General features: G+C 35.9%; 26 protein-coding genes and 1 riboswitch. Of the genes, 18 read left to right on the top strand and 8 right to left on the bottom strand.

The features are described 5' to 3' along the window. Nucleotides 1–59 precede the first annotated feature (59 nt). The 9 genes from potA to CO726_RS25360 all read left to right on the top strand — a co-directional run bounded on the left by potA (nucleotide 60) and on the right by CO726_RS25360 (nucleotide 9,027). A complete protein-coding gene (potA, locus tag CO726_RS25400; protein WP_136699847.1) occupies nucleotides 60–1,043 on the top strand; it encodes a spermidine/putrescine ABC transporter ATP-binding protein PotA in 984 nt (327 codons plus the stop codon). Continuing rightward, nucleotides 1,040–1,888, top strand: a complete 849-nt coding sequence (gene potB / locus CO726_RS25395; RefSeq protein ID WP_000715496.1) for a spermidine/putrescine ABC transporter permease PotB — start codon at nucleotides 1,040–1,042, stop codon at nucleotides 1,886–1,888. The genes potA and potB overlap by 4 nt, the downstream gene beginning before the upstream one ends. A 6-nt stretch (nucleotides 1,889–1,894) precedes the next feature. Beyond that, nucleotides 1,895–2,695 (top strand): spermidine/putrescine ABC transporter permease PotC, encoded by an 801-nt coding sequence (gene potC / locus CO726_RS25390; RefSeq protein ID WP_000714199.1) that lies wholly within the window; start codon nucleotides 1,895–1,897, stop codon nucleotides 2,693–2,695. Nucleotides 2,696–2,733: 38 nt separating this feature from the next. Next, complete coding sequence (gene potD / locus CO726_RS25385) at nucleotides 2,734–3,783, top strand: spermidine/putrescine ABC transporter substrate-binding protein PotD (RefSeq protein WP_099686099.1); 1,050 nt, start codon at nucleotides 2,734–2,736, stop codon at nucleotides 3,781–3,783. A 59-nt stretch (nucleotides 3,784–3,842) separates the two neighbouring features. After that, a complete protein-coding gene (locus tag CO726_RS25380; RefSeq protein ID WP_099686098.1) occupies nucleotides 3,843–4,490 on the top strand; it encodes a phosphatase PAP2 family protein in 648 nt (215 codons plus the stop codon). A 109-nt stretch (nucleotides 4,491–4,599) separates the two neighbouring features. Beyond that, nucleotides 4,600–6,792, top strand: a complete 2,193-nt coding sequence (locus CO726_RS25375) for an MMPL family transporter (RefSeq protein ID WP_099686097.1) — start codon at nucleotides 4,600–4,602, stop codon at nucleotides 6,790–6,792. A 99-nt stretch (nucleotides 6,793–6,891) separates the two neighbouring features. Then, nucleotides 6,892–7,308 (top strand): hypothetical protein, encoded by a 417-nt coding sequence (locus CO726_RS25370; RefSeq protein WP_060630031.1) that lies wholly within the window; start codon nucleotides 6,892–6,894, stop codon nucleotides 7,306–7,308. Between the two features lie 98 nt (nucleotides 7,309–7,406). After that, nucleotides 7,407–8,330, top strand: a complete 924-nt coding sequence (locus CO726_RS25365; RefSeq protein ID WP_099686096.1) for an RluA family pseudouridine synthase — start codon at nucleotides 7,407–7,409, stop codon at nucleotides 8,328–8,330. Between the two features lie 91 nt (nucleotides 8,331–8,421). Continuing rightward, complete coding sequence (locus CO726_RS25360) at nucleotides 8,422–9,027, top strand: DUF1648 domain-containing protein (RefSeq protein ID WP_099686095.1); 606 nt, start codon at nucleotides 8,422–8,424, stop codon at nucleotides 9,025–9,027. Between the two features lie 40 nt (nucleotides 9,028–9,067). On the opposite strand, the gene CO726_RS25355 is transcribed toward CO726_RS25360, so the two are convergent. The 4 genes from CO726_RS25355 to CO726_RS25340 form a co-directional block, all read right to left on the bottom strand. After that, the gene (locus CO726_RS25355; protein ID WP_099686094.1) at nucleotides 9,068–9,880 is read right to left on the bottom strand and encodes a CAP domain-containing protein; all 813 of its coding nucleotides are present in this window, start codon (nucleotides 9,878–9,880) and stop codon (nucleotides 9,068–9,070) included. 455 nt (nucleotides 9,881–10,335) lie between these two features. After that, entirely contained in the window at nucleotides 10,336–11,664 is a 1,329-nt protein-coding gene (locus tag CO726_RS25350; protein ID WP_099686093.1) for a (Fe-S)-binding protein, read from the bottom strand. After that, the gene (gene glcD, locus CO726_RS25345; protein ID WP_099686092.1) at nucleotides 11,661–13,073 is read right to left on the bottom strand and encodes a glycolate oxidase subunit GlcD; all 1,413 of its coding nucleotides are present in this window, start codon (nucleotides 13,071–13,073) and stop codon (nucleotides 11,661–11,663) included. Before glcD ends, CO726_RS25350 begins: the two co-directional genes overlap by 4 nt. Nucleotides 13,074–13,190: 117 nt before the next feature. Continuing rightward, a complete protein-coding gene (locus CO726_RS25340) occupies nucleotides 13,191–14,306 on the bottom strand; it encodes a CdaR family transcriptional regulator (RefSeq protein ID WP_099686091.1) in 1,116 nt (371 codons plus the stop codon). A 136-nt stretch (nucleotides 14,307–14,442) separates the two neighbouring features. Here CO726_RS25340 and CO726_RS25335 point away from each other — a divergent pair, with 136 nt between their 5' ends. From CO726_RS25335 to CO726_RS25295, 9 genes are all read left to right on the top strand, one after another. Further along, a complete protein-coding gene (locus CO726_RS25335) occupies nucleotides 14,443–15,417 on the top strand; it encodes a YncE family protein (protein ID WP_099686090.1) in 975 nt (324 codons plus the stop codon). Then, nucleotides 15,410–16,081, top strand: coding sequence for a response regulator transcription factor (locus CO726_RS25330; RefSeq protein WP_099686089.1), 672 nt, complete (start codon nucleotides 15,410–15,412; stop codon nucleotides 16,079–16,081). Before CO726_RS25335 ends, CO726_RS25330 begins: the two co-directional genes overlap by 8 nt. Before the next feature lie 3 nt (nucleotides 16,082–16,084). Next, a complete protein-coding gene (locus CO726_RS25325; RefSeq protein ID WP_099686088.1) occupies nucleotides 16,085–17,485 on the top strand; it encodes a sensor histidine kinase in 1,401 nt (466 codons plus the stop codon). A gap of 227 nt (nucleotides 17,486–17,712) precedes the next feature. After that, nucleotides 17,713–18,402 carry a FadR/GntR family transcriptional regulator gene (locus CO726_RS25320; protein WP_281259857.1) on the top strand — a complete coding sequence of 230 codons (690 nt, stop codon included), beginning with the start codon at nucleotides 17,713–17,715 and terminating at the stop codon, nucleotides 18,400–18,402. A gap of 168 nt (nucleotides 18,403–18,570) precedes the next feature. Next, nucleotides 18,571–19,290: a (Fe-S)-binding protein gene (locus CO726_RS25315; protein WP_099686086.1), complete on the top strand. Its 720-nt coding sequence runs from the start codon at nucleotides 18,571–18,573 to the stop codon at nucleotides 19,288–19,290. 16 nt (nucleotides 19,291–19,306) lie between these two features. Then, a complete protein-coding gene (locus CO726_RS25310) occupies nucleotides 19,307–20,728 on the top strand; it encodes a LutB/LldF family L-lactate oxidation iron-sulfur protein (RefSeq protein WP_099686085.1) in 1,422 nt (473 codons plus the stop codon). Beyond that, nucleotides 20,728–21,438, top strand: coding sequence for a LutC/YkgG family protein (locus CO726_RS25305; RefSeq protein WP_099686084.1), 711 nt, complete (start codon nucleotides 20,728–20,730; stop codon nucleotides 21,436–21,438). Before CO726_RS25310 ends, CO726_RS25305 begins: the two co-directional genes overlap by 1 nt. Nucleotides 21,439–21,550: 112 nt before the next feature. Beyond that, complete coding sequence (locus tag CO726_RS25300) at nucleotides 21,551–22,273, top strand: prepilin peptidase (protein ID WP_099686083.1); 723 nt, start codon at nucleotides 21,551–21,553, stop codon at nucleotides 22,271–22,273. 14 nt (nucleotides 22,274–22,287) lie between these two features. Further along, nucleotides 22,288–22,599 (top strand): cyclic-phosphate processing receiver domain-containing protein, encoded by a 312-nt coding sequence (locus CO726_RS25295; protein ID WP_099686082.1) that lies wholly within the window; start codon nucleotides 22,288–22,290, stop codon nucleotides 22,597–22,599. Between the two features lie 27 nt (nucleotides 22,600–22,626). Here the strand turns inward: CO726_RS25295 and CO726_RS25290 are convergent, their stop codons facing one another. The 4 genes from CO726_RS25290 to CO726_RS25275 form a co-directional block, all read right to left on the bottom strand. After that, entirely contained in the window at nucleotides 22,627–23,478 is an 852-nt protein-coding gene (locus CO726_RS25290) for a formate/nitrite transporter family protein (protein ID WP_098758793.1), read from the bottom strand. A 206-nt stretch (nucleotides 23,479–23,684) separates the two neighbouring features. Beyond that, nucleotides 23,685–24,479 carry a TerC family protein gene (locus CO726_RS25285; protein ID WP_000383326.1) on the bottom strand — a complete coding sequence of 265 codons (795 nt, stop codon included), beginning with the start codon at nucleotides 24,477–24,479 and terminating at the stop codon, nucleotides 23,685–23,687. Nucleotides 24,480–24,569: 90 nt separating this feature from the next. After that, a riboswitch (yybP-ykoY riboswitch) is annotated at nucleotides 24,570–24,735 on the bottom strand. Nucleotides 24,736–24,773: 38 nt separating this feature from the next. Beyond that, nucleotides 24,774–26,093 (bottom strand): TrkH family potassium uptake protein, encoded by a 1,320-nt coding sequence (locus CO726_RS25280; protein ID WP_099686081.1) that lies wholly within the window; start codon nucleotides 26,091–26,093, stop codon nucleotides 24,774–24,776. A 114-nt stretch (nucleotides 26,094–26,207) separates the two neighbouring features. Next, nucleotides 26,208–26,393: an alpha/beta-type small acid-soluble spore protein gene (locus tag CO726_RS25275; RefSeq protein WP_000241212.1), complete on the bottom strand. Its 186-nt coding sequence runs from the start codon at nucleotides 26,391–26,393 to the stop codon at nucleotides 26,208–26,210. Nucleotides 26,394–26,666 lie beyond the last annotated feature (273 nt).

The raw sequence follows: 26,666 nt of genomic DNA, 5'->3' as shown, positions 1-26,666 counted from the left end.
AACATAAATATTTATTCATGAATATAAAAATTAAAATTTAAGGTAGATTGGACGGGAAAATGAAAAAGATTATTAAAGTTGAAGCAGTAGAAAAACATTTTGGAAGTCAAGTGATTATCCCACCTCTTTCTTTAGATATTAAAGAGGGAGAATTTTTAACAATTTTAGGACCGAGTGGTTGCGGGAAAACGACGTTACTTCGTATGATCGCAGGATTTGAAACGCCAACTAAAGGGAATCTTTTATTAGATGATGAAAAGATTAACGATTTGCCACCATATAAGCGTCATATGAACTTAGTGTTCCAACATTATGCGCTATTCCCACATATGAATGTGGAGAAAAATATTTGTTTCGGTATGAAAATGCAGAAAGTACCGGCAGCAGAGCAGAAAGAGCGTGCTGAAGAGGCAATGCGTTTAACGCAGTTACTTGAGTTCCGTAATCGTAAACCTGCAAAGCTTTCTGGTGGACAGCAGCAGCGTGTAGCAATTGCGAGAGCGATTGTAAATAACCCGCGTGTATTATTACTAGATGAGCCACTTGGGGCGTTAGACTTTAAGTTAAGAAAAGACTTGCAACGTGAATTGAAAAACTTACAACGTAATTTAGGTATTACGTTCATATACGTAACGCACGATCAAGAAGAAGCGATGAGCATGAGCGATCGTATCGTTGTTATGAATAAAGGACATATTGAACAAATCGGAACGCCGAAAGAAATTTACAATAAGCCGAAAACGCTGTTCGTTGCGACGTTTATCGGTGAAAATAATATTGTGAAAAACGGGGAAGGCTATGTAGCAATTCGCCCTGAAAATGTAAATGTGCGTTCAGTTGAAGAGCCGATTTTAAAAGAATACCATCTTGGACATATTGAAGACATTGAGTTTGTTGGAAATATGGAAAAGCTGTATGTACGTGACGAGAAAACATCAGAATTACTAATGGCATATCAAACTGCTGAAGAAGCAACGCAGTGGAGCATTGGAGATAATGTATACGTAGGCTGGGAGCAAGAGGACGAGGTGACCTTAAATTGAAAAAAGGGAAATTACTCGCACTACCTACAGTCGCGTGGCTGTTAATCTTCTTCCTAATTCCCCTTCTGTTTGTATTGGCATTTGCCTTCATGCAGCGCGGAGCATACGGAACAGTGGAAATGCAATTTACGTTAGAGAATATAGCTCGTGTGTTTGATCCACTATACATGGGAACGTTATGGGAAACTGTTAAGATTGCAGTTATTACAACAGTAATCTGTTTAGTAATTGGTTATCCATTTGCTTATACAATTACAATTGTTGACCGCAAATACCGTTCAATTCTTTTATTATTGGCAACGATCCCGTTTTGGATTAACTTCCTTGTTCGTTCATACGCATGGATTGTTATTTTACGTTCACAAGGTCTTGTAAACACATTGCTATTGAAACTAGGTATTATTAGTGAACCTTTAAATTTACTATATAATACACCTTCTGTAATACTCGGAATGGTATATTCTTTATTACCATTTATGATTTTACCGGTGTATGCAGCGATTGAGCAGCTTGATAAGCGTAAGTTAGAAGCAGCTTATGATTTAGGAGCAACACCAGTAAAGGCGTTTTGGAATGTTACAGTACCAATGACGATGTCAGGGATTGCTACTGGTTCTATTTTAGTGTTTGTTTCTTCTATCGGAATGTTTGTTGTATCAGACGTTATGGGTGGATCGAAAGTAGCGTTAATCGGAAACGTAATTCAAAATCAATTCTTAGGAGCGCGTGACTGGCCGTTTGGATCTGCGTTATCTATGATTGTTGTTCTATTCTCTGTTCTGTTAATTTACTTATATTATCGTGCAACGAAAGTATATAAATATGATGGGAACGGAGGGGAATAGGCAAAGATGAAGAAGTTCTTAGTTTCTTATTCTTGGTTAATTTTATTGTTCTTGTATTTTCCAATGATGGTTTTAATGGTATATTCCTTCAATGATTCTCGCATTAACGCGGAATGGGAAGGTTTTACATTCCATTGGTATACAGATTTATTTCAAAAACAAGATGTTATTGATGCGTTTGTAAATAGTATGACGATCGCGATCGTAACGACGATTGTAACGACAGTTCTTGGCGTGATTTTTGCTATTGCATTACATCGTTACAAATATCGTTATGAAGGTGCTATTAACGGTCTTGTGTATTTACCAATTTTAATTCCTGATATTTTAATGGGATTATCTTTACTTATCTTATTTAGTCAATTAGGTATGGAACTTGGCAAAACAACAATTATTATTGCACACATTACATTTAGTATTTCATTTGTTGTCGTTATTTTAGCAGCACGTCTATCTGGTATGGGACGTGATTTAGAAGAGGCTGCGAATGATTTAGGAGCAACGCCGTGGCAAACGTTTCGTTATGTAACGTTCCCAGCAATTGCACCAGGAGTTATTTCAGCCGCATTATTAACATTCACATTATCAATTGATGATTTTGTAATTAGTTTCTTCGTATCAGGACCAGGATCAACAACATTGCCATTATACATTTACAGTATGGTTAAGCGCGGAGTATCACCAGAAATTAATGCACTTTCTACAATTTTAATTGTGGCTATCGTAGGATTAATGGTTCTATCTGAAATCTTCCGTAACAAAGGTGCAGATGGTGAAGAAAACTCTGGAGGACACCTTCCTTTATAATACGAACGATATAGAAAGTACGAGGGGGTAATAAATCGATGAAATTAATGAAAAGATTAGCTGGCGCAGCAATTAGCTTTAGCCTTGTTGCTGGTGTACTTGCTGGTTGTGGTGAAAAAAAAGAAGAGTTAAACATTTATAGCTGGGCTGACAATTTTGATGAGCAAGTGCTAAGAGATTTTGAAAAGAAATATAACGTGAAAATTAACTATGATAAGTACGCAAGTAACGAAGAAATGCTTGCGAAATTACAAGCTGGTGGCGCGAAGTATGATTTAATTCAGCCATCTGATTACATGGTTAAAACAATGGCGAAAATGGACTTATTAGCACCGTTAGATAAAAAGAATATCCCAAATATCGAAAACATGGTTTCAAATTTCAAAACACCTGCGTTTGATCCAGAGAATAAATATTCTTTAGTATACACTTGGGGCGTAACAGGGATTGCATACAATAAAAAGTATGTGAGAGAAGCACCTACAAGCTGGGCTGACCTATGGAATGAGAAATATAAAGGGCATGTAACTTTATTAAATGATTCTCGTGAAGTATTAGGTATGGGTCTTAAGAAAAACGGTTTCTCAAACAGCACAAAAGACGATGGGCAGTTAAAGACAGCAGCAACTGATTTACAGAAGCTACTTCCAAACTTATTAGCATTTGATACAGATAATATTAAACAAAAATTCATTACAGAAGATGCTTGGATCGGAACAGTTTGGTCTGGAGACGCAGCATTTATCGCAAAAGATAATAAAGATGTAGAGTACGTTGTACCAAAAGAAGGCGGCACAATTTGGGCTGACACGTTAGCAATTCCAAAAGGTGCAAAACATAAAGAGCTGGCAGAGAAGTTTATGAACTACTTACTAGATGAGAAAGTAAGTGTGAAAAACTACGAGTCCATTGGATACAGTAATCCTAATGAAAAAGCTCATCCTCTTCATAGTAAAGAATATCGTGATAACCACATGATCTTCTTAACGAAAGAAGAATTAGATCGTACAGAATGGCTTGTTGATGTAGACGATAAGTTAAAAGACTATGATCGTTACTGGACAGAGTTAAAAACAAAAGGTAAATAAGTAAGGAAATGCGGTTTCTAAAGTAGAAATCGCATTTTTTCATAGTAGGAGGAAATCCCTTGAAAAAGAAGTTGCATCAATATGAGGTAGTATGTATCGTGTTATTACTTGCTGTATTTGGCATTGTTGCTTGGCGAGTACATGCGGGTGGCGTTACAGTGATGGATACATATGTCCAATCATTAGTAAAAGGATTACAAACAGAAGGTTCGCTTACATTTTTCTCACACTATACAAAATTAGGGTCTGCCATTGGGATCGTAACTACGCTCGTTATAAGTATACTTATTTTTTGGAGAAAACGTTATTATGTTGCGATGATCGTATATCCAATGGGCATTTTAATAACACATCTTGTGAACAAAGGGATAAAAGAAGTTGTGAAAAGAGAGCGCCCATCGTTAAATGAGGCGTTGGATGCACTTGGGTATAGTTTCCCTAGTGGGCATGCAATGTTATCTATTATGACATTCGGATTTCTTGCTTATATCATTGCGGCGAATTTGAAGAGTGTAACTGGGAAATATGTTATAACGATTTTGATGGGAATAGTAATTGTATCGATTGGATTAAGTAGAGTTATTTTAAATGTACATTATCCAACTGATATTTTAGCAGGTTATTGCGTAGGTTGTATTTTGTTAATTATGGCGATTTTTTGCCATCGTTTACTTACCAAGAGATGGGGGCTTAATAAAGAAAGATAAAAAACGTCTGGAAAAACTATCATTATAGTGTTTCCAGACGTTTTTTGTTTGTACGAAGATGTGATACAGTATAAATGACAATTGAATGATGTAAAGTAGGTGAAAATGTGTGAAAACAAATGTACATAAAGTAGATAAGTGGGGGAAGTTAGGAGCTTTTTTGCATCAGTTTCGTTATACAGTAATTGTAGCTTTACTTTTGCTTGCGATCGCACTTGGGATTTTTGCTCCAAAGTTACCGGGAGTATTAGGTGGTGATGGTTTCCAAACAGAAGGAGACTATCAAAAAACGAAAGAAATTTTAGATAAAGATTTTCAGAGGTCCCAAGATACGCTCCTACTCGTTTTTGAAAAAAATAAGGGTGTTTCACATGAAGAATTTCAAAAGCAAATAGAGGGAATTGTAAAAAATGTACAAGAGACAGAGACATTTGAATCTTTCCATCACCCAGTGCAAAAGAAAGAAATGTTACAAGATGATATCGGCTATGCGACAATTTTATTTTCCGGGAAAACAAATAAGGAACGAATGGAAAAGACATTACGATTTGCTGATAAAATCGAAAAGGAAAGTAATGCAGCATTAAAAGTAACGCCTACAGGGTTTCCAAAAATTAATCAAGAGATTAATGAAAGAACGCAAAATGATTTAAAAGTAGCAGAGATGATTGGATTACCGATTGCATTCCTCGTATTACTATTTTCATTTGGTAGCCTTTTGGCATCTATTTTACCAATTGTAAATGGGGCACTTAGTGTTATTAGTACGATGGGTATATTATACTTTATAGGTAGCGATAAGGAACTATCTATCTTTGTGTTAAATGTTGCACCAATGATCGGCCTTGCGCTATCTATTGATTTTGCGCTATTATTTGTAAATCGCTTTCGAGAGGAAGTTGCAAAGCGAACGGTAAAAGAAGCGATAGCAATTACATATCAGACAGCAGGGCGCGCCATCGTATTTTCAGGATTATGTGTATTTGTTGGATTATCCGGCTTGTTTTTCTTTAAGATTGATTATATTCAGTCTGTTGCAATTAGCGGAATGATTGTTGTGATTATGAGTATTTTATTCTCACTCACACTTCTTCCAGCGCTATTATCACTAATTGGTAAACGAATATTAAAAAAGAATCAAGTAGCACATACACCAGCAAAGGCGTGGCGTAAATTTGCACAATTTGTAATGAAGCATCCAATTGCGATGATTATTGTTGTTACAACATTTATTGTTATTTGCTTATTACCATTACGTACAGCTAATTTGCAGTTCCCTGACGTGGAAGCTCTACCTAAACAGAGTGATACAAGGGTTGCATATGAGAAGTACGAAGAGGCATTTAATGAAACTGCAAAAACACATGCTGATGTTACATTAGTAGTAGAGACGAAAAAAGACATGAAAGAAAAAGAAAGTTTACAAAAGGTAGAAGAAGTTGTTAGAAAGTTAAAAGATGATAAGAAAGTATATGAAGTAAGAAGTTTATACGACGGGTTAACTGGTATGAAAGCAAATCAAGTTGCTCAAATATTAGAGTCGCCAGAGGCAGCGAAACTAGCTCCTGTATTCGAAGCATATACGAACGGGAATAAGACGACGATAGAAATCTTTTTGAAAACGAAACCACGTACTGAAACTGCTAAACAGTGGGTCCGTGATTTTAAACAAAATTATAAAGAAACAGATGTTACATATTATCTAGGCGGAATGACGACGTTCCAGCAAGAGTTAGAAGATGAAATTAAACATAAAGTGGCAATTGGTATGTCTGTTATATTTGGATCAACCTTTGTTATATTATTATTTGCATTCCGATCTATACTCATTCCAATTAAGGCGATTATTATGAATATACTTAGTTTAAGCGCAACAATTGGAATTGTTGTTTGGTTATTTGAAGGTGGGCATTTTGGTTTAGAAGCGAGTCCTGTTCTATTTGTCTTACCAATCTTCATTTTCGGCCTCGTATTTGGGCTTAGCATGGATTATGAAGTCTTTCTTATTTCACGTATTCATGAACTGTATGAAGAAACAGGAGATAACGATCAAGCAACGTTAGAAGGACTTGTGTCAACAAGTAGAATTATTACGTCCGCTGCTTTAATTATGATTGTTGTAACTGGTGCGTTCGCCTTTACTGATATTTTACCAGTACGGCAAATGGGGCTTGGCGTTGCATTAGCGATATTTCTTGATGCAACAATTATTCGTCTTATGCTTGTACCAAGTTTAATGAAATTGTTTGGAGACTGGAACTGGTGGTTACCATTTCGAAAGAAAAGAGAAAAATCATCGTAAAAAATGTTCATCTATAAGATGAACATTTTTTTGAATAGCAAGACCTACATTTTGCAAATAGTATGTAATAAGAACATTACATATAAGTAGGTGAAGGCAATGTTTCGTTATTTTAAGTTTAAACTAAATGATACAGTACAGTTTGCAGAAAACGATGGGCATATGTATCGCATTGTCGGTTATCGGTTAGAAAAAGGTTTTTATCCAAAAGATGAATGGACTCATATCATTTATGAATTGCTTAGAGATTTTGATGGGTATACGATGGATGCGGAAGAAGAGGAGCTTGTAAAGGTCATTCAAGTAGAGGATGAGTATTACAAAATACAAGAAGTATCGGGCTATCGTTATCCGGTAAAAATGAAGCAAAAACAACAAGTGATGAAAGTAGAAAAGATGGATGACTTATTAGATACGTATAATGATTATAAAAGATTGGCGGATTTCTTTAAAGATTTATCGTATGAGCAAAAAGCGGAAGAAGTATTACAGGAAATGAAAAGGCGTAGAGCATGAGGGGCAGTCTATTATAAGACTGTCCTCTATTTTTGACGGTGCATCAAAGTGTATTTTCCGTTACAATGAGAGAATCAATAGAAATAAGGTGATACAGTATGGAAACGAAGAAGAAGGGCGAATGGTGCGAAATTACTGTTCCAGCAAAATGGAATGGTATAAGCATTGAGTCGTTATTAAAAATAGAATGGGAAATACCGAAAAAGTTGTTGCATCAGCTTCGTATGGAAAAAGGTGTTACCGTTAACGGGGAACAGAGAAGATGGAATGAGCTTTTAAAAGAAGGTGATAAGTTACAAGTTCATATGTTTATGGAGGAAGAGTATGATGTAGAGCCTGAATATGGTGAGTTAGATGTAGTATATGAAGACGATCACGTACTCATTGTAAACAAGCCTGAGAAGATGGATACGCATCTTGCTGAAAAAGGTGGAACGGGAACACTTGCAAACCTTGTTGCCTTTCATTTTCAAATGCAAGGTTTAGAGACGAAGGTTCGTCATATTCATCGGTTAGATAAAGATACGACAGGTGGTGTCGTGTTTGCTAAGCATAGAATTGCTGGTGCAATTATGGATCGTTTATTAATGGAACGAAAAATTAAAAGAACATACGCCGCGCTTGTGGAAGGGAAAGTAAAAAAGAAGCAAGGAACAATTAACGCAGCTATTGGAAGAGATCGCCATCATGCGACGAGACGACGTGTTTCTCCAAAGGGAGACCAAGCTATCACATATTATAAAGTAGAGAAGTATTTTAAAAATCAAAATGTTACGCTCGTAACGTTACAATTAGAAACTGGTAGAACACATCAAATTCGTGTTCATATGAGCTATAATGGCAATCCATTAGTTGGAGATGTATTATATGGTGGACAAACGAAATATATGACAGGGCAAGCATTACATGCGATGAAGATAAACTTCTTACATCCAATTACGAAAGAAGAGATTGAAGTGGATGTACCATTTCCTGCAAAATTAAATAATACAATGAAAGAATTTCAAAGAGTGAATGCGTAAAGTGTAAGTTTAAAGTTGAGAAAAGTAGATTTTTGCAGGAATTTCTCTAAAAGAAGCGAAGCCGTTAAGAGAAAAGAGAGGTGAGAATCACTTGATCAAATATAAATATATACTAGGAATATTTTTCGCTTGTCTTTTAGTTACTCTATGTCTCTATCCATATTTACCAGAGTATTTGGCGGTACATTGGGATGTAAATGGTCGGCCGAACGAGTTTATGAGTAAACAAGTTGTTATAGCACTTATTCCTTGTCTTATTATTTTCTTACATGGATTCATGTATATTATTTCACATAATATACATAAGTTTAATGGAGACGAGCATGTCATTATAAGTGGATTTCTAAAGACGATTACTTTATTTATGTTGTTTATCCATATGCTCATTCTCTTTATTAATTTTGGAAGCATGATAACCTTTCAAACAGGACTAACAATTGGGATTAGTATGTTTCTTTTTATGCTTAGTAAGGCGTTTAAAAAAGTTCAGAGTACGGAAAAAGACCCAATCAAATTAAAAAAGATCCGTTTAGTGAGTAGGCGGATTTTTCAAGTGATGGCATGTAGTATATTGTTTTCATTGTTTTTGAACTTGAAATGGGGATTTTATGTATTACTTAGCGTAATAAGTGGTGGTTCTATTTTGTTTATGTTCTACGCTTTATACTCATACATAATAGAAAGTTATGAAACATAAAAAAGGGTCTTCTCATTATGAGAAGACCCTTTTAATCTATTTACTTCGTAATAAATTGTTGTGTCCAGTAGTTGCCGTTTTCTACATAGCCAACACCGATATGAGTGAAACCATTATTTAAGATGTTTGCACGGTGTCCAGCACTGTTCATCCAAGCTTGTACTACTTCTTCAGGTGTACGTTGACCTTGAGCGATGTTTTCACCAGCAGATGTGTAAGAAATACCAAACTTCTTCATCATATCAAACGGAGACCCGTATGTAGGGCTGTTATGATCAAAGTAGTTATTTTTTTGCATATCTTCAGATTTAATGCGTGCTACTTTGCTTAATTCATTGTCGATTTTTAAAGCTGGTAAACCTTGTTTTGCACGCTCAGCGTTTGTTAATTCAACAACGCGTTGTTCGAACTCGCTTAAAGATTTTGTTTCTTCAGCAGGCTTTTGCTCAGCAGGTTTTTGTTCAGCAGGTTTTTGAGTATTGTTGTTTTCAGCAGGTTTTTGAGCTTCTGGTTTTTGAACTTCTGCAGCAGGTTTTTGCTCAGCAGGCTTTTGAGTTTCTGGCTTAGCTGTTGGTTGTTCAGTTACAACATTTTCAGTAGGTTGTTGACCAGGAACGAAGCAGTTTGGTTGGAAGTTTCCTTGTTGCCATTGTGCTAATGATTCAACTCCCATAGATTGTAAGAATGCTTGTAATTCTTGTTGGCTCATTTGCTTCATCATAACCTTTGAATGCTGAATATTTTGAACCTTTACGTTAGATGGTTGTACTGTTGCAGCTTGTGCATCTAGAGAAGATACTCCTAAAGTAAGAGCTGTTGCAGCAGCTACAGATAATAAAACACGCTTTTTCATGATGTGTGTCCCCCTATATAAAGTTTTAATTTGTTTTCACACGATTTGTTTTTGACAGCCTGTCTGACTGACAAATTCATCGTAGCATACAATTTGCGAGAAAAAAGATGGAAAAAAATTCATAGACTTTAAAATTACCTAATTTATCCTAAGTGAAGAAAAGGGAAGAAATAAGAGAAACGTAGAGTATAAAAGGAATTTTCAGCATTTTTATACTTCGCTTTAAGAGGGGGTTTTTGGATAAAGTTACCTAAATAGAAAATGAAGAATCCTATTGTATCAATGGTTTGAACGATTTTTTGAGGAATATACTGGATTGATTTTTACAAAACTGTAATGTTTCTGTTGTTCTTTTTTATAATAAAGTAACATATTTTTAATGTTGTAGCGGACAAAAAAGCGGCTATCTCTTTACATAGACGAAGGAGATGGCCGTTTTCCTATTATTACGTATATTACGAGTTGGTTTCAATTGCTTCTAATAATAGATCTACAATGTGAATTCCTCTCATTTTATGAGAAAGCCCTTCTCGCTCAATACCTAATTTCATTTGTAATAAACAACCTGGATTTGCAGTAACAATGGTTGCTGCTTCTGTTTCATGTACACGGTCCATTTTATAATCTAGAAATTCCATGGATAGCTCTGCATGAACAATATTGTAAATACCAGCAGAACCACAGCAGCGATCCGCATCTTTCATTTCGCGGTATGTTGCGCCTTGAATTGATTCTAGTAACATACGAGGTTCTGAAGATGTTCGCATAACATTGCGTAAATGACAAGAGTCTTGATACGTAATAATTTGCGGCGTGAGTCGTAAGTCATTCCGTTTATGGAAGTCTAGTTCTACTAGAATAGCGGTAATATCTTTAATTTTAGAAACAAACTGCTTTGCACGTTCAGCCCACTGTGGATCATCTTTTAAAAGATAATCGTAGTCTACGAGATAAGCTCCGCAACCACCAGCATTCGTAATAATATAGTCGATGTTTAAATCTTCGAATGCTTTTATATTGCGTTTCGCTAATTCTTTTGCTCCACTTTTCTCACCAGCATGACCATGTAATGCTCCGCAGCAACTTTGTGTTTTCGGAATAACGATATCACAACCAGCTAACTGAAGAAGTTTCATCGTTGCGTTATTTGTCTCTAAAAACATCGTATCCATTAAACAACCTGTGAAGAATGCAACTTGTTTCTTCTTTGTACTTTCAGCAGCTAAAAATTCAGGACGATCTTTCATTGCTTTCATTTTAGGAACTTTTGGTAAAACGAGATCCATCGTTGCAAGTGTTTCAGGGAATAACTTCATAATCCCTGTTTTATGTGTTATCGTTTGTAAACCAGAACGTTGATAAAACCCAATTAGTCCGGTTAATGTTCTCATTCGATTTTTATGCGGGAATAGTCCTTCAAAAACGACTTTGCGAACGGCTCTCACTGGCACCGAGAACTTTTTGTTTTGATTTATAATATCACGAGCTTCTTCTAATAAATGTCCATAATTCACACCAGATGGACAAACAGGTTCACAAGCACGGCAGCCAAGGCAAACGTTTAATGTGTTTTCAACATCTTCATCTGGCTCAATTAAACCGTCAACGACCGCTTTCATTAATGCGATACGTCCTCGTGGTGAATGTGATTCTTTATATCCAGATTGAATGTAAGTAGGGCAAGTTGGTAAGCAGAAACCGCATCGCATACAGTTTAGTAGTTCATCTTCACTTAATCGCTCTTTAAATTCTTTTTGAATATTTTCTTTATTTAATGTTGTCATCGCTCAACCACCACTCTTTTGCGAGTGTCTTTCGCGAACATCTTTCCTGGATTCATAATGTTATTTGGATCGAAGGCTTGTTTAATTCCTTGCATAGCAGCAATACCTTCTTTACCTAGTTTCATTTCTAAATACGGAGCTTTCATGGCACCAACACCATGTTCACCAGTGATCGTGCCACCAAGTTCGATTGCTTTCGAAAATATTTCAGCAAAAGCTTGTTCAGCTCGGAGCATTTCTTCTTCGTTGCGAGCATCTGTCATACAAGTTGGGTGTAGGTTGCCATCGCCAGCATGCCCAAACGTACAAATAGGAATATTATATTTTTTGGCAATGGCATTAATAGCTTCAACCATCGGAGCAATCTGTGAGCGTGGTACCGTTGCATCTTCCAGTATTGTTGTAGGTTTTAGTCTTGCCAGTGCTGATAGTGCGCTACGGCGAGCGGTCCGAAGCGCATCTGCTTCTGCTTCATCTTTTGCAACGCGAACATCGACTGCATTCATAGAGCGGCAAACATTAGCCATTTTTTCAATATCTCGATTGACAACTTCAGGCGGACCATCTTGTTCAATTAATAAAATTGCTTTTACGTCAGTTGGTAAACCGATTTGTGCAAACTCTTCTACTACTTCAATTGTCGGCTGGTCTAAAAACTCAAGTGTCGCTGGAATGATTTTATTTGCAATAATAGAAGAAACAGCACGTGCAGCTTCATTAATATCTTCATAGAGCGCAAGCATCGTTTTCTTCGTTTCAGGCATAGGAACAAGTTTTAATATTGCTTCTGTTACGACGCCAAGTGTTCCTTCAGAACCGATAAATAACCGAGTTAAATCGTAACCAGCTACATCTTTTGCTAATTTACCACCAGTACGAATAATATCGCCATTTGGTAAGACAAGTTCAAGACCCATCACATAATCACGTGTTACGCCATATTTTAATCCGCGTAAGCCACCTGAGTTTTCATTAATGTTACCGCCGATTGTAGAAATTTTCATTGAGCTTGGATCTGGTGGATAAAATAAACCTTTTTCTTCTACTGCTTTAATAATATCAAGTGTAATCACACCAGCTTGTACAGTGATTGTTAAATTCTCTTCATCAATTTCTAAAATGTTATTCATATGACGGAAGATAAGGACGATACCGCCTTCAAGTGGACATGTTCCTGCGCAAAGGTTTGTTCCAGAACCGCGAACATATACAGGGATGTTGTGAGTGTTACATACTTTTAACACTTCTGCTACTTCATTTGTATTACGAGGAGCAATGACTGCATCAGGCATTGCTTGGAAATTTGGAGTGGCATCATAACTATACGTTAAACGCCCCATATTGGATGTATCTACATTACCTTCGCCAACAATGGATACGAATGAATCAATAATTTGCTTTTCTAACATTGGAAATCCCCCTCAAACTGTTAACGTATTTAGTCATTATAAAAAACGTTGTCACAGTGCTTTCATTATAATGATAAAAAAGTTGGGGGATTCTTTCTATGTATAATCATCTAAAAATTAATCTGTTTTATCGTTATTTTTTGTATAATTATCTAATAAGAGGAGTGAGAAGTATAAAATGTTTAAGTCTTTGAATTGTTTCGGATCAAGTCCTGTATACTCCTCAATTTTTTTTAGTCTGTAATGCAATGTGTTAATGTGTATATGTAATTGCTTCGCTGTTTGTTTATAGGATTGGTTATAATCGATAAATAAACGTAAAGTGTGTATAAGCTCAGGCGATGATAGTAAGTTTTCGATGGTGCGCCTTAGAAACAGTTCCCGCGTTTCAGCAGAAATATCTTGTAAGCACATTTCTAAACGTAAATCTTCATTAAATACAATTTTTTTCGTTTCAAGTGATACAGAAAGAGCTTGTAACGCTTGTTCGTACGATAAGTTCATATTGTTTGGCGTAACGGATTGTCCAATCCCGATATATAAAGGAATAGAAAATAAAGTTTCACAGTCTTGTTTTAATCGTTTTAAAAATTGATACGTTTGCTCTTTGGAGTTCGTGGCTGTAAATAAAATAAATCGATCATTTCCCCAGCGAACAAATAGATGCTCCTTTGTTAATAGATTGCGTACGTGTTGCCAAATCTTACGCTGAAGCATCGTGTCATCTTGATCGATAGAGAACAAAATGAGTTGTTTCTTCCTATATAAATCAATACCAAGTGTTTTTGCGCGATCTAGAAAACTTGGAGACCAGTCTGTACTTTGAAGCCAATCAAAGACAAATGCTTCATAAGAACGGTGTTCAAGTTCTAGTTGTTCTAAAAAATAGTTTTCGTGAATGAGTAGTTCGGTCATTTTACGTAATATTTCTCCGTATTGTGAAATATTTTCAGGTTCGCCTGTAATTCCAATGACACCAATTACTTCGTCATGGAATAGTAAAGGGAGGTTCATACCCGCCTTTACGCCTTGCAAACGTTGTTCATCTTCTTTTGTAATAATGACAGTTTTCTTTTGTTTCGCACAGCGGAGTGCGCCCTCATGAAATTGACCGATTCTTTCTATATCTGTACTTGCGATAATAACGCCTTGTATATTAATGATAATGATATTTTCTTTAATTAGTCTGCGTACTTCTCGTACAATTTTATTCGCTAAATCAGGAAAAAGCATAATTTGCACACCTCAAATTCTATTTGTTGTACATTATATATGTAAATGAAGTAAGAAAGGGAAATTTCACACTTTCCACACATTTATTTGTTATTTTACAATTATAACGAAATCATCTGAAGATGGAGGGAATCTTTTGAGAAAGTATGTTTTTCTTCTCTGTTTTTTATTTCTATTAGTAGGGTGTCAAGGAAGTTCGTATACACCGATTGCTAAAGATAAAAGTGTTATTATAACAACGAATATAAAAGAAGGTAGTATTAGTTTTGTTGATAAACAAACGAAAAAGTTAATTACGACATGGGAACTTAATGAACCAATGGCAGGGATTGCACTACTTCCAAACGATGAAGATGTACTTGTATATGGTAAGCAGTTAGAGTACATGTATGTATATTCACTAGCAGAAGGAAGACAAGTGGAAAAATATAAAACTGGAAAAGGTATTGTAAATGTGATCGTATCCGAAGATAAAAAACAATTATTTGCTGCCGATCAAACTGCTCAAAAGGTAAGGTTCTTTACGATAAAAGGGAAAGAGACAGGGAGTGTGTCAACCGGAAAAGGACCAATAACGATGGTAGAGTACCATAACCAGTTATCAGTATTAAACTTTTATGATACGAAGCTAATGACAATTGATACAAAGAAAAGAGAAGTTATACAATCTTTTATGATTCCCCCAGCGTCAACAGGAGCGACAATTAGTCCGGATGGGAAAGAAATATGGATTGGCGGACATGGTGATGGAAATCAAGTCAATGAGAAAGTATTAGTGTATTCTTTACAGAGCGGAGAAATGGTACGTTCTTTACACGCTCCGTTTATGCCTGTAAATATAACGAAGGATAGTAAGTATGTATATGCATTAAGTCACGGTTCGAATACGCTTAGAAAGTTTGACGTTAGCACGTATAAAGAGGTGGCTTCTGCAGAAGTAGGATCAAACCCATTTGCATTTTTGAAGAGCGGAGCAGAAGGATACGTAGCAAGCTATGATAGTGATGAATTGTGCGTTATGGATATGAAGAACTTGAAAATAAAACAAACAATTAAAGTCGGAAAAGGGCCGTTTCAACTCATAGAGAGGGAAGGGAAGGAAAATGAATAGATATAGGGTGCTAGTTGTAGATGATGAAAGTGATATGAGGCAGCTCGTTGGAATGTACTTAGATAATTTCGGATACGAGTGGGGAGAAGCTGAAAATGGAAAAGAGGCACTAAAAAAATTAGAAACGGATCATTATGATTTCGTTGTACTAGATATTATGATGCCAGAGATGGATGGACTTTCAGTTTGTAAAGAAATTAGAAAAACGTCAGATGTACCAATTATATTTTTAACAGCAAAAGGTGAAGAGTGGAATAGGGTGAATGGCTTACGTATGGGAGCAGATGATTATATTGTAAAGCCATTTAGTCCTGGTGAACTAATCGCTCGTATGGAAGCTGTATTAAGACGTTATACAAAGCAAGAGCAACAAGAGGAGATTCAGTTTGGACCGATTTTTATTAATGAAAAAAGTAGGAAGATTGAGGCTGATGGTGAACCGATTTCTCTTACAGTAAAAGAGTTTGATTTACTCTATTTTCTTTGCCAACATACGGGACAAGTATTTAGCCGGGAACAATTGCTGGAAAAGGTATGGGGATATGATTATGCCGGAAGTACAAGAACAGTAGATACGCATGTGAAAACGATGCGTTTGAAGCTTGGAAAAAGTGGAAACTACATTCAAACTGTTTGGGGTGTAGGCTATAAATTTGAGGTGTAACGTATGTTTACGATGGTACAGAAGCTTTGGCTGACAGTAGTATGTGCAGTATTTGTAACAGTTTCCTTTCTTTATTTTGTATCTTTATACTCGTATGAAAAACTATACGTTGATAATTTAAAAGATTCATTAGTAATGGAAGGAAAGCGTCTTGCTGCGCAATATGATAAACGTGAAGGAATATCAACCTTTGAAGAGAAAGTAAGAGCATTTGATCAAATATCTAGTTCAGACGTTCTTTTCGTATCTAACCCACGTGATTTAAGCGCATGTTTACCTTTTGATGTGCATCATCATTCTCTTATAAGTGAAGGGGACAGGCAAGCATTATTGGATGGAAAAACTGTGACAAAGATAGGATATGAGGAACATTTTGACCGAAATATTATGGGGGTTGTTATCCCTGTTTTAGAAAAGAAAAAATTAGTTGGCATTGTATATTCTTATATTCCTTTAAAAAGTATAAAAGACTTAATATATGATATGGGACTTATTTTAGCACCGTTAGCACTTGCTATAACTTTACTGACAATATGGATTGGTAGAAAAATTATTATTGCTATTACGAGACCTCTTTCGCAAATGGAACGAGTTGCCAATCATTTGGCTACGGGAGATTTCTCAGAACGAATTACAATTTCTTCCGAAGATGAAATTGGACGATTAGGAAAAGCATTTAATAAAATGGCAAATTCTTTAGAGACAGAAGACGTAAAGCGGAAGGAATTTTTAGCTAACGTTTCGCATGAACTAAGAACACCGCTTAGTTATATAAAAGGATATAGCGAGGCTATTTTAGATGGTGTAGCGAAGGGACCGCAGCAGGAAAAAGTAACGCAGCTTATTCATAAAGAAGCAGATCGCATGCAGCGTCTCGTGCATGATTTGTTAGATTTAGCGCAGTTAGAAGGGGAACATTTTCCGTTAAAGAAACAACCTATCGTTTTTTCACAACTGATTGAAGATGTGTTAGATACGTATGAGATTAAGTTTATAGAAAAAGAAATTCGTATTTCAACAAATTTAAATCCAGAGATTATTGTAATGATTGATGAGGATCGTATGCAACAAGTGCTTCATAACGTGTTAGATAATGCGATACGGTATACAAATCAAAACGGGGACATTATGATAACGCTCAGGCAGATAGATGATTACTGTGAACTGAACATAAAAGATACAGGAATCGGTATTGATACAGAGCATTTAGAAAACCTTGGCGAACGTTTTTACAGAGTTGATAAAGCGAGAAGTCGTCAACATGGTGGAACAGGTTTAGGCCTTGCTATTGTAAGACAAATTGTTCATATACATGATGGACAGTGGCAAATTGAAAGTGAAAAAGGGAATGGAACGACGATTAGTATTAAATTAAAAGTACAGGATGAGGAGAGCATGTTCTAATTTTTAGGACATGCTTTTTCTATTGAAGTCAATAGTTATACGTAAAGATATAAATCAATATGTAATAAATATCAAAAAATTGACGATTTTATGAACAAAACATTTGTACTTCTTACCAATTCGTTCTAAAATAGTTATGATGCAAAGTTCTTATAAATCGTTTCAATTGTTGTTTGGAAGATACTGAGGTGATTTAACTGGAGTACAAATCTATTAAACCGAAAAAGATTTACGAAGAAGTATCTGAAGCTATTTTAACAATGATTAAAAATGGTACGTTAAAACCTGGTGACAAACTACTTCCTGTACATCAATTAGCTGAGCAGTTTCAAGTTGGCAGATCTGCTGTTCGTGAAGCGCTAAGTGCGCTAAGAGCGATGGGCTTAATTGAGATGAAACAAGGAGAAGGTACATATGTGAAGAATTTCGATTCTTCTTCATTAACAAAATCATTAAACAATAGATTATTAATGAAGAAAGAAGATATTTTGAATTTATTAGAAGTACGAAAGGTGCTTGAAGTGGGGGCAGTTCGAGCAGCTGCGGCAAAACGTACGGAAGCTAATTTGCAAAATATGAAGCATTGGTTAGGTGAAATGGCAAAGAGCATTGGAGATGAAAAAGCTGGTGAAAAAGCAGATTTTCAGTTCCATATGGGAATTGCGGAGTCTTCGCATAATAACATTTTGCTTGAACTCATGAATCATGTTTCAGAGATGATTGCTGAAACGATTGGTGAATCGAGACGCATTATTTTATATGGTGAACAAACAACATCAGAACGACTTATAGAAGAGCATCAAGTTATATATGATGCAGTGTTAAAGCAAGATGTAGAGTTAGCGCAGCAAGCAATGCTAGATCATTTAACAAATGTAGAACATATTGTCACAGGTAAAAACGATATAAACTCGTAATTTAATCTTTTAAAAATCAAATTTTTTGATAAAATAGAGAGAGATTAAGTAAGCGTTTTCTTTAGAAGAGGGAGAGGATAGGCCGTGGTTGAGCCTACTTCTTCTTTTCTTAGTCATCTGATGACCATATGTTTGTTGGCGAAGTTGTAATGAGGGGGAATAATAATTATGAAAGTTACTTTATTTGTTACTTGTTTAGTCGATATGTTTGAAACAAACGTCGGCAAAGCAACAGTTGAAGTGTTGGAGCGTTTAGGTTGTGAAATTGAATTTCCAGAAGCGCAAGTTTGTTGCGGTCAGCCTGCTTATAATAGCGGCCATGTAGAAGCAGCAAAAGAAGCGATGAAACATATGATTGAAACTTTTGAAGATGCAGAATATATCGTTACGCCATCTGGTTCTTGTGCGACAATGTTTCATGAGTATCCGCATGTTTTTAAAGATGATCCGAAGTGGGCTAAACGTGCACAAAAAGTTGCTGATAAAACATATGAATTTACACAATTTATTGTAGATGTTTTAAAGGTTACTGATGTTGGTGCAAGTTTACCAGGGGTTGCTACTATTCATAAATCATGTCATATGACACGTATGCTTGGAGTAACAGAAGCACCAGGAATTTTATTGTCAAATGTAAAAGGATTAACTGTGAGAGAGCTGCCAAATGTGCAAAATTGTTGCGGGTTTGGGGGAACGTTTTCAGTGAAGATGACTCCAATTTCTGAGCAAATGGTAGATGAAAAGGTAGATAGTGCAATGCAAACAGGTGCTGATTATTTAATCGGTTCAGATTGTGGGTGTTTGTTAAACATTGGCGGACGTATTGAGCGTTTAGGAAAAGAAATAAAAGTAATGCATATTGCTGAGGTACTGAATAGTCGCTCATGAAGGGGGAACATAAGCTATGTCTATGAAAATCAGTGAGAAAAAATTTAATGATCGCGTTGGCGACGGAATTCAAGATTCGTTTATGCGCGGAGCAGTATCTTCTGCACAAACGCGCTTATATACGAATCGCTTAAAAGCAGCAGACGAATTAGGAAACTGGGAAGAATGGCGTGAACTCGGTGAAGAAATTCGTCAACATACGTTAGAAAATCTTGATTATTACTTAATGCAGTTAAGTGAAAATGTATCAAAAAGAGGCGGACATGTATACTTTGCAAAAACGAAAGAGGAAGCAGCAAAGTATATTCAAGAGGTTGCAAAAAAGAAGCAGGCAAAAAAAGTAGTAAAATCAAAGTCGATGGTAACAGAAGAAATTAGTATGAACCATGCGCTTGAAGAAATCGGTTGTGAAGTGTTAGAAAGTGACTTAGGAGAGTATATTCTGCAAGTAGATAACGATCCACCTTCACATATTATTGCGCCTGCACTTCATAAAAATAGAACGCAAATTCGTGATGTATTTAAAGAAAAGCTTGGCTATGAAAATTCTGATGATCCTTACGAAATGACGAAGTTTGTTCGTAAACAACTTCGTGAAAAATTTATGGATGCAGAAATTGGTGTGACAGGTTGTAACTTCGCTGTTGCAAATACTGGTTCTCTTTGTTTAGTAACGAATGAAGGTAATGCCGATCTTGTCATGTCGATTCCAAAAACACAAATTGCAGTAATGGGTATGGAACGTATGGTTCCGACAATGGAAGAATTAGATGTTTTAGTTGGTTTACTTTGTCGTAGCGCAGTAGGTCAAAAGTTAACAAGTTATGTAACTGTAGCGGGACCAATTCAAAAAGAGGAAGTAGATGGACCAGAAGAATTCCACTTAGTTGTTGTCGATAATGGTCGTTCTCAAATTCTTGGATCTGAATTCCGTCAAGTATTGCAATGTATTCGTTGTGCTGCTTGTGTTAACGTATGTCCTGTATATCGTCATGTTGGTGGACATTCATATGGTTCTATATACTCAGGACCAATTGGTGCGGTATTAACACCACTTTTAGGTGGATACGATGATTACAAAGAGCTTCCTTATGCCTCTAGTTTATGCGGAGCGTGTACAGAAGCTTGTCCAGTAAAAATTCCATTGCATGATTTATTATTAAAACATCGTCAAGTTATCGTTGAGCAAGAAGGACGTGCACCACTTGCAGAAAAATTAGCAATGAAAATGTTTAGTATGGGTGCATCTTCAGCAGCTTTATATAAAATGGGATCAAAAATGGCGCCAGCAGCAATGAGTCCATTTACATCTGGTAACCGTGTATCAAAAGGTGTTGGGCCACTTAAAAACTGGACAGATATTCGTGAATTCCCGGCTCCAAGTAAAGAACGATTCCGTGATTGGTATAAAGATCATAAGAAAGGCGGGGACAAATAATGACAGGATTAATTCAAAACCGTGAGTCCTTTCTAGAGAATATTGCAAAAGAACTTGGACGCGCGCGTAAAACGGATGGTGTAAAACGTCCAGTATGGAAAAATAATGTGAATAAAGAAACGTTAAAAGATTATTCACAAGAAGAATTGTTAGAAGTATTTAAAAATCAATGTACAAACATTCATACAACTGTTGTGGAAACGACAAACGACCGTTTACGTGAAGATATGCAAAAAGTAATCGTGGAAAACGGCGGGGGACCTATTATGTTATCGGCAGATGAACGTTTTGATTCTTATGGGTTGACTTCTTTATTTAAAGAAGAACTTCCAAAGCAAAATGTTGAAGTGAACGTATGGGATCCTGAGAAAAAAGAAGAGAATATGCGTATCGCAGAAAGAGCGAATATTGGAATTGCATTTAGTGATTATACTTTAGCTGAATCTGGTACGATTGTTGTACAAAGTCATAAAGGCCAAGGTCGTTCTTTACACTTTTTACCGACTGTATACTTTGCTATTATTCCACGTGAAACACTTGTGCCTCGTATTACACAAGCAGTTCAGGATATGAACACGCGTGTAGAAAATGGCGAGACAGTGGCATCTTGTATTAACTTTATTACAGGACCCAGTAACTCGGCAGATATTGAAATGAATCTTGTTGTCGGAGTACATGGACCATTAAAAGCAGTATATTTCATCGTATAAAAGAGGGGAAAGCAGGCCAGAAAATGGCCTGCTTTTTTAATAGAATAGAGATAATATGAAGTAGAAGTTCTCTCCTTTTTTTGCTATGTTCTTCTGGAAAGGAGAGGAAGGGATGTTCACTTATTTATATGCATTGTTAGTGGGGATGGTGTTTGGTTCTTTTTTTATGTTAATCGCGATGAGAGTTCCACTAGGTGAGTCTATCATTACCCCGCGTTCACATTGTCATTATTGTAAGTATGTGCTAAAGCCAAAAGAATTGATTCCCATTATTTCTTTTTGTATACAAAGAGGACGTTGTACGAATTGTAAGAGGGAAATTTCAATTTTGTACGTAGTATTTGAACTTGTAACCGGAATGATATTTCTTCTTACTGTATATATGATCGGGGTGGAACGAGAGCTTATCATCATTTTATCGCTTTTTTCGTTACTTCTTATTATTTCAATTACAGATTACATATATATGTTAATCCCTAATCGTATTTTAGCTTGGTTTGCCTGTTTACTCATTTTAGAATGTGCTTTTGTACCGTTAGTTACTTGGACAGATAGTATAGTTGGTAGTGGCGTTATATTTATTTTGTTATATTGCATGCAAAAGATATATCCAGAAGGGCTTGGTGGAGGGGATATAAAATTACTTTCGTTACTTGGATTTATAGTGGGATTGAAAGGGATTTTTATGATTTTATTTTTAGCATCTTGCTTTAGTCTTTGCTTCTTTGGAGCTGGTATCGTATTAAAACGTATTAAAATAAGGACCCAAATTCCGTTTGGCCCTTTTATTAGCCTTGGGGCAATGTGTTATATGTTGGTCACATATACAAAATAGAGAGGGAATAGAAAATGAATGTATATATGGATGATCAAAGAAGTTGCCCGTACGGGTATGTGGTGGCAACTACAGTAGAATGTGCCTTGCAAATGGTTCGGGATTATGATGTGAATATTCTTTCTCTTGATTTCAATATGGGATGGGGAGAAAAAAGTGGATTAGATTTTGTAGAGGCTTTTTGTAAAGAGGGGTTATATGTAAATGAAATTCACCTTCATACGAATGATGTCATCGGTATGCATAAGATGAAGCAGAGAATTAATGAAGGAAAGGAAGAAGGTGAGATTAATCCTCACCTTGTTGTTAAATATGTGGGGAGCTAAAAACTCCAAAGTAAAACTTTGGAGTTTTTAATGTTTCATATGCGCTTGCAATGGAATAATCTCTTCTTGTTGAGCTGCTACTAATTCAGTTTCTTCTTGTTTCACGTCAGGTACTTTTTTTGTCAAGTAATGGTATACCATACCGACAAATACAGACCCGCCAATAATGTTACCAATTGTAACTGGAATTAAGTTATGAATAGCACCTGCAAAAGAAATTGTCTCCGGGTGTGGTGAAACTAAAGATAAAGCAAACAGTGATAAGTTTGCAATGCTATGCTCGTAACCAGATAAGAAGAATGTGAAAACGAGTAGCATCATCATCATCATTTTTGCTGTATCACCTTTAACTTGAGAAGGTAAGAAACACGCAAGACATACAAGCCAGTTACATAAAATTGCTTTAAAGAATAACTGTATTGTAGGTGTATTCATTTTTCCTTCTACTACTTTATTCATGAAATGACCGTGATCAATTGCTTCAAAAATTCCAGTTGCATAAAAGAGTAAGGCAAAGAATAAAGCTCCAGCCAAATTACCTGCATAACAAGCGACCCAGTTACGAAGTGTATCAGCAATTGTTGTTTCTTTTCTTAAAGTTGCTACAGTGAAGTACATTGTATTTCCAGTAAACAATTCAGCCCCCCCATATATAATAAGTACGAGGGCAATTCCGAAAAACATAGAAGCAGCTAAATAAGTTGCTGGTGAATCTGCAATGTGAAAAAAGTTACCTAATTTAAAACATAGTACAATAATAAAACCGATATAAATACCTGCAAGTGCGGCGCGAATGAAATATTGCATCGGGTTTGTATCTAACATTTGTTTTTTGCTCTTAGCCAGTTTGACAACATAATCTAATCCTTGTTCTAGCATGAGTAATACGCTCCTTTAGTACATCATCTATAAATACTCCTTATATGAATAAAGTACATGGATTCGGTCATAGTTTCAATAAGTTTGTGTAATATTTCACAAAAAGGACATACACACTGAAAGAAGGCGCTTACAAAATATAGTATAATGGAATTTTTTCTGAAAATAGAGAGGGAATTGAAACGGAAAAAGAAAAAGCGCTGTAATTACAGCGCTTTTTCGTCTAAATTCTTTTCTACTTTTACTTCTACTTCTTTCGAGAAGAACCAGCCGCCAACTGCGATTCCAACTAATACAATCCAGAATGTAAGCTTCCATGGTGTAGATTCTGGGAAGGAATGCGGAATTACATTTAATGCAGGGTGTGCTAATGTATAAACTGCTAGTTTCACACCAACCCAACCTACAATTAAAAATGCTGCAGTTTCAAGTCCTGGTTTACGTTTTAATATTTGTACGAAAGCAGTTGCTGCAAATCGCATAATGATTAATCCGATAAGTCCACCTACAAAGATAACAACGAATTGCCCAGTATCAAGACTACCAATTGTACCTAATCCTGTTTTTGGTAAAGTCATTGCTAATGCAACAGCAGCTAAAATAGAATCAACTGCGAAGGCGATATCAGCAACTTCAACTTTAAATACAGTCCACCAAAAGTTCTCTTGTTTTTTCTTTGCTTCTTTTTCTTCTGTTTCTTCATCCGTATTCTTTTTAACATAGGTTTTAAATAAATGATTACCAGCGATAAACATAAGGTAAATGGCACCGATTGCTTGCACTTGCCATACGTCGACTAGGAAAGAAATCATAAATAACGATCCAAAACGGAAAACAAATGCCCCCGCTAATCCGTAAAATAGTGCTTTCTTTCGTTTTTCTTCTGGTAAATGTTTTACCATAATTGCAAGAACGAGAGCGTTATCAGCTGCTAAAATCCCCTCTAGTGCAATTAGGATGAGTAATACCCAACCATACTCCAATAATAATGATACATCCATGTACATTCTCCTCTCATTTCTATAAGTACTAAATAAGTGAAGAATTTCCCCACTATTTAGTTTCCCCATACTCCTGCCTATTAACTTTGGAAGAATTTGGAAGCGAATGCAAAAAAGACCTCTGCCGTTAATAGGCAAAGGTCTTGCTAGACATATGTAATGAAAATGCCAACAAAGCCGGAAGAACTAAGTTCTACGTAATGACGACTTTGTTTCCAAGAAACATTCTTGGACGCTACTCCCCTTTGGAGATATGCTATTGTACTCTTATTATATGGATAATTTATACGGTTGTCAACCTGTTAAAATATCTTCATTCGGATATTTTATTTTTCGGTTCTTTTTACGTGCAAATGAAAAAGCTAATGTTAAAGGTCCCATTTTCCCGAAAAACATCATAAAGATGATAATAGCTTTTCCAATCATAGTTAAGTGGGGTGTGAAATTCATACTGAGGCCAACAGTCCCAAATGCTGAAAATACTTCGAAAGCACTCATCAATAGAGGAACTCGCTCAGTAATACTTAAAATTAAAATAGCAAAAAAGATAAATGAAATGGAAATAATGGTGATGGTCAATGATTTGACAATGAGAGTATCTTTAATAGATTTTTTAAACACGACAATATCATCTTGTTCTTGTAAAAATTTAAACACCCCAAAAAACATGATTAAAAAAGTTGTTAACTTAATTCCACCACCCGTTGAAGCACTACCAGCACCAATAAACATAAGGAGCATCATTAATAAAAGGGAAGGCTTTGATAATGCAGAAATATCAACTGTATTAAATCCGGCTGTACGCGTTGAAATGGCTTGGAAATAAGCAGCCATTCCCTCTTCAAATGGAGTAAAGCCTCTCATAGAAAGAGAATTGTGGAACTCGAATATAAATATAAAAACAGTCGCAATAATATTAACGATTAGAGTAGAAGAGAGCATAAGTTTTGAGTGTAATGTAAGGTTTTTAAAATTTTTCTTTCTTTTTATATCTACGATTACTGTAAAACCAATCCCACCTAAAATAATGAGGGAGGAAATAACGAGATTGACAAGAATGCTATGAGAATGGGACATTAAATTATCGCTCCATACAGAAAAACCTGCATTGTTAAAAGCAGAGATCGAATGAAAAAAACTATAATAAATCCCTTTAGCAATACCGTATTTCGGTACCCATTCAAAAGAAAGAATCAACGTAGCGATACATTCTACTGTAAAGGAGAATAAAAATAATGCTTTGGCAAGACGTATGACACCGCCAATATTCGTTTGATTTAACGCCTGTTGCAGTAAAATTCGGTTTTGAAGACCAATTTTTCTACCGAGCATAATTGTAATTAAAACGGCAAAGCTCATAATGCCAAGTCCGCCCACTTGTATAAGTGTTAAAATGACACACTGTCCAAATAAAGTAAATACCTTTCCCGTATCTACAACACCAAGCCCTGTAACCGTACAAGCAGAAACGGTTGTAAATAAAGCATCGAGCCATGAAATAGACGTTGTTGTAGCAATTGATAGTTTTAATAAGCATGTACCGATAATTGATAACATAATAAAAGACAAAGTAAGAACACGGGGAGGACTCATGCTAATATTAATCCGTTTCATGTGACATATCGTTCCTTTCAGTTTGTTCTTACTAGTATGTGAAAAAGCACGATTATGTATGTTAAAAATAGAAAGAGGCAGAGAATATCTGCCTCTAAGCCATATGTTATAGGACTATCCACGTAATTGTTGTTGAGCTAAAGCGACAAGGCGTTTTGTTACTTCACCACCAACTGATCCATTAGAACGAGATGCTGTATTAGATCCTAAACTTACACCGAATTCTTGCGCAATTTCATATTTAAATTGTTCAAGCGCTTGTTCAGCACCTGGAACTAGTAATTTGTTTGTTTTTACCATGTTGATACACATCCTTATGAGTAGTCCAGTTTAACTAAACAATATCTAAACTGGTAACGTTATTTTATGTGGAAACGAGGTGCTCATACCCGGAAGTAATCGGTGTGATTAGAAGTTCTTGGATAGAAAAAAGAGTAGCAAATTTGTGAACTGCACCCCAATTGTTAGACACAGTCTAACAATTGGAGGTGCAGTTTTTCTATGGCTAAATTTACAGCTGATGAAAAAATACAAATCGTTCTACGTTATTTGAACGGAAATGAAAGTTATCGA

The organism is Bacillus fungorum (assembly GCF_002746455.1).
GTDB classification, from domain to species: Bacteria; Bacillota; Bacilli; order Bacillales; family Bacillaceae_G; genus Bacillus_A; species Bacillus_A fungorum.
Note: the sequence above shows the minus strand (reverse complement) of the source record. Positions and strands in the feature narration are given on the sequence as shown.

What these genes read in the sequence shown, in the direction of transcription:
- CO726_RS25290 (WP_098758793.1), bottom strand. Translation starts at nt 23,478, where the DNA reads ATGCTAGAACAAGGATTAGATTATGTTGTCAAACTGGCTAAGAGCAAA.
- CO726_RS25310 (WP_099686085.1), top strand. Translation starts at nt 19,307, where the DNA reads ATGTCTATGAAAATCAGTGAGAAAAAATTTAATGATCGCGTTGGCGAC.
- CO726_RS25370 (WP_060630031.1), top strand. Translation starts at nt 6,892, where the DNA reads ATGTTTCGTTATTTTAAGTTTAAACTAAATGATACAGTACAGTTTGCA.
- potC (WP_000714199.1), top strand. Translation starts at nt 1,895, where the DNA reads ATGAAGAAGTTCTTAGTTTCTTATTCTTGGTTAATTTTATTGTTCTTG.
- CO726_RS25325 (WP_099686088.1), top strand. Translation starts at nt 16,085, where the DNA reads ATGTTTACGATGGTACAGAAGCTTTGGCTGACAGTAGTATGTGCAGTA.
- CO726_RS25295 (WP_099686082.1), top strand. Translation starts at nt 22,288, where the DNA reads ATGAATGTATATATGGATGATCAAAGAAGTTGCCCGTACGGGTATGTG.
- CO726_RS25300 (WP_099686083.1), top strand. Translation starts at nt 21,551, where the DNA reads ATGTTCACTTATTTATATGCATTGTTAGTGGGGATGGTGTTTGGTTCT.
- glcD (WP_099686092.1), bottom strand. Translation starts at nt 13,073, where the DNA reads ATGTTAGAAAAGCAAATTATTGATTCATTCGTATCCATTGTTGGCGAA.
- CO726_RS25275 (WP_000241212.1), bottom strand. Translation starts at nt 26,393, where the DNA reads ATGGTAAAAACAAACAAATTACTAGTTCCAGGTGCTGAACAAGCGCTT.
- CO726_RS25365 (WP_099686096.1), top strand. Translation starts at nt 7,407, where the DNA reads ATGGAAACGAAGAAGAAGGGCGAATGGTGCGAAATTACTGTTCCAGCA.
- CO726_RS25285 (WP_000383326.1), bottom strand. Translation starts at nt 24,479, where the DNA reads ATGGATGTATCATTATTATTGGAGTATGGTTGGGTATTACTCATCCTA.
- potD (WP_099686099.1), top strand. Translation starts at nt 2,734, where the DNA reads ATGAAATTAATGAAAAGATTAGCTGGCGCAGCAATTAGCTTTAGCCTT.
- potA (WP_136699847.1), top strand. Translation starts at nt 60, where the DNA reads ATGAAAAAGATTATTAAAGTTGAAGCAGTAGAAAAACATTTTGGAAGT.
- CO726_RS25330 (WP_099686089.1), top strand. Translation starts at nt 15,410, where the DNA reads ATGAATAGATATAGGGTGCTAGTTGTAGATGATGAAAGTGATATGAGG.
- CO726_RS25280 (WP_099686081.1), bottom strand. Translation starts at nt 26,093, where the DNA reads ATGAAACGGATTAATATTAGCATGAGTCCTCCCCGTGTTCTTACTTTG.
- CO726_RS25315 (WP_099686086.1), top strand. Translation starts at nt 18,571, where the DNA reads ATGAAAGTTACTTTATTTGTTACTTGTTTAGTCGATATGTTTGAAACA.
- CO726_RS25350 (WP_099686093.1), bottom strand. Translation starts at nt 11,664, where the DNA reads ATGACAACATTAAATAAAGAAAATATTCAAAAAGAATTTAAAGAGCGA.
- CO726_RS25355 (WP_099686094.1), bottom strand. Translation starts at nt 9,880, where the DNA reads ATGAAAAAGCGTGTTTTATTATCTGTAGCTGCTGCAACAGCTCTTACT.
- CO726_RS25305 (WP_099686084.1), top strand. Translation starts at nt 20,728, where the DNA reads ATGACAGGATTAATTCAAAACCGTGAGTCCTTTCTAGAGAATATTGCA.
- CO726_RS25340 (WP_099686091.1), bottom strand. Translation starts at nt 14,306, where the DNA reads ATGCTTTTTCCTGATTTAGCGAATAAAATTGTACGAGAAGTACGCAGA.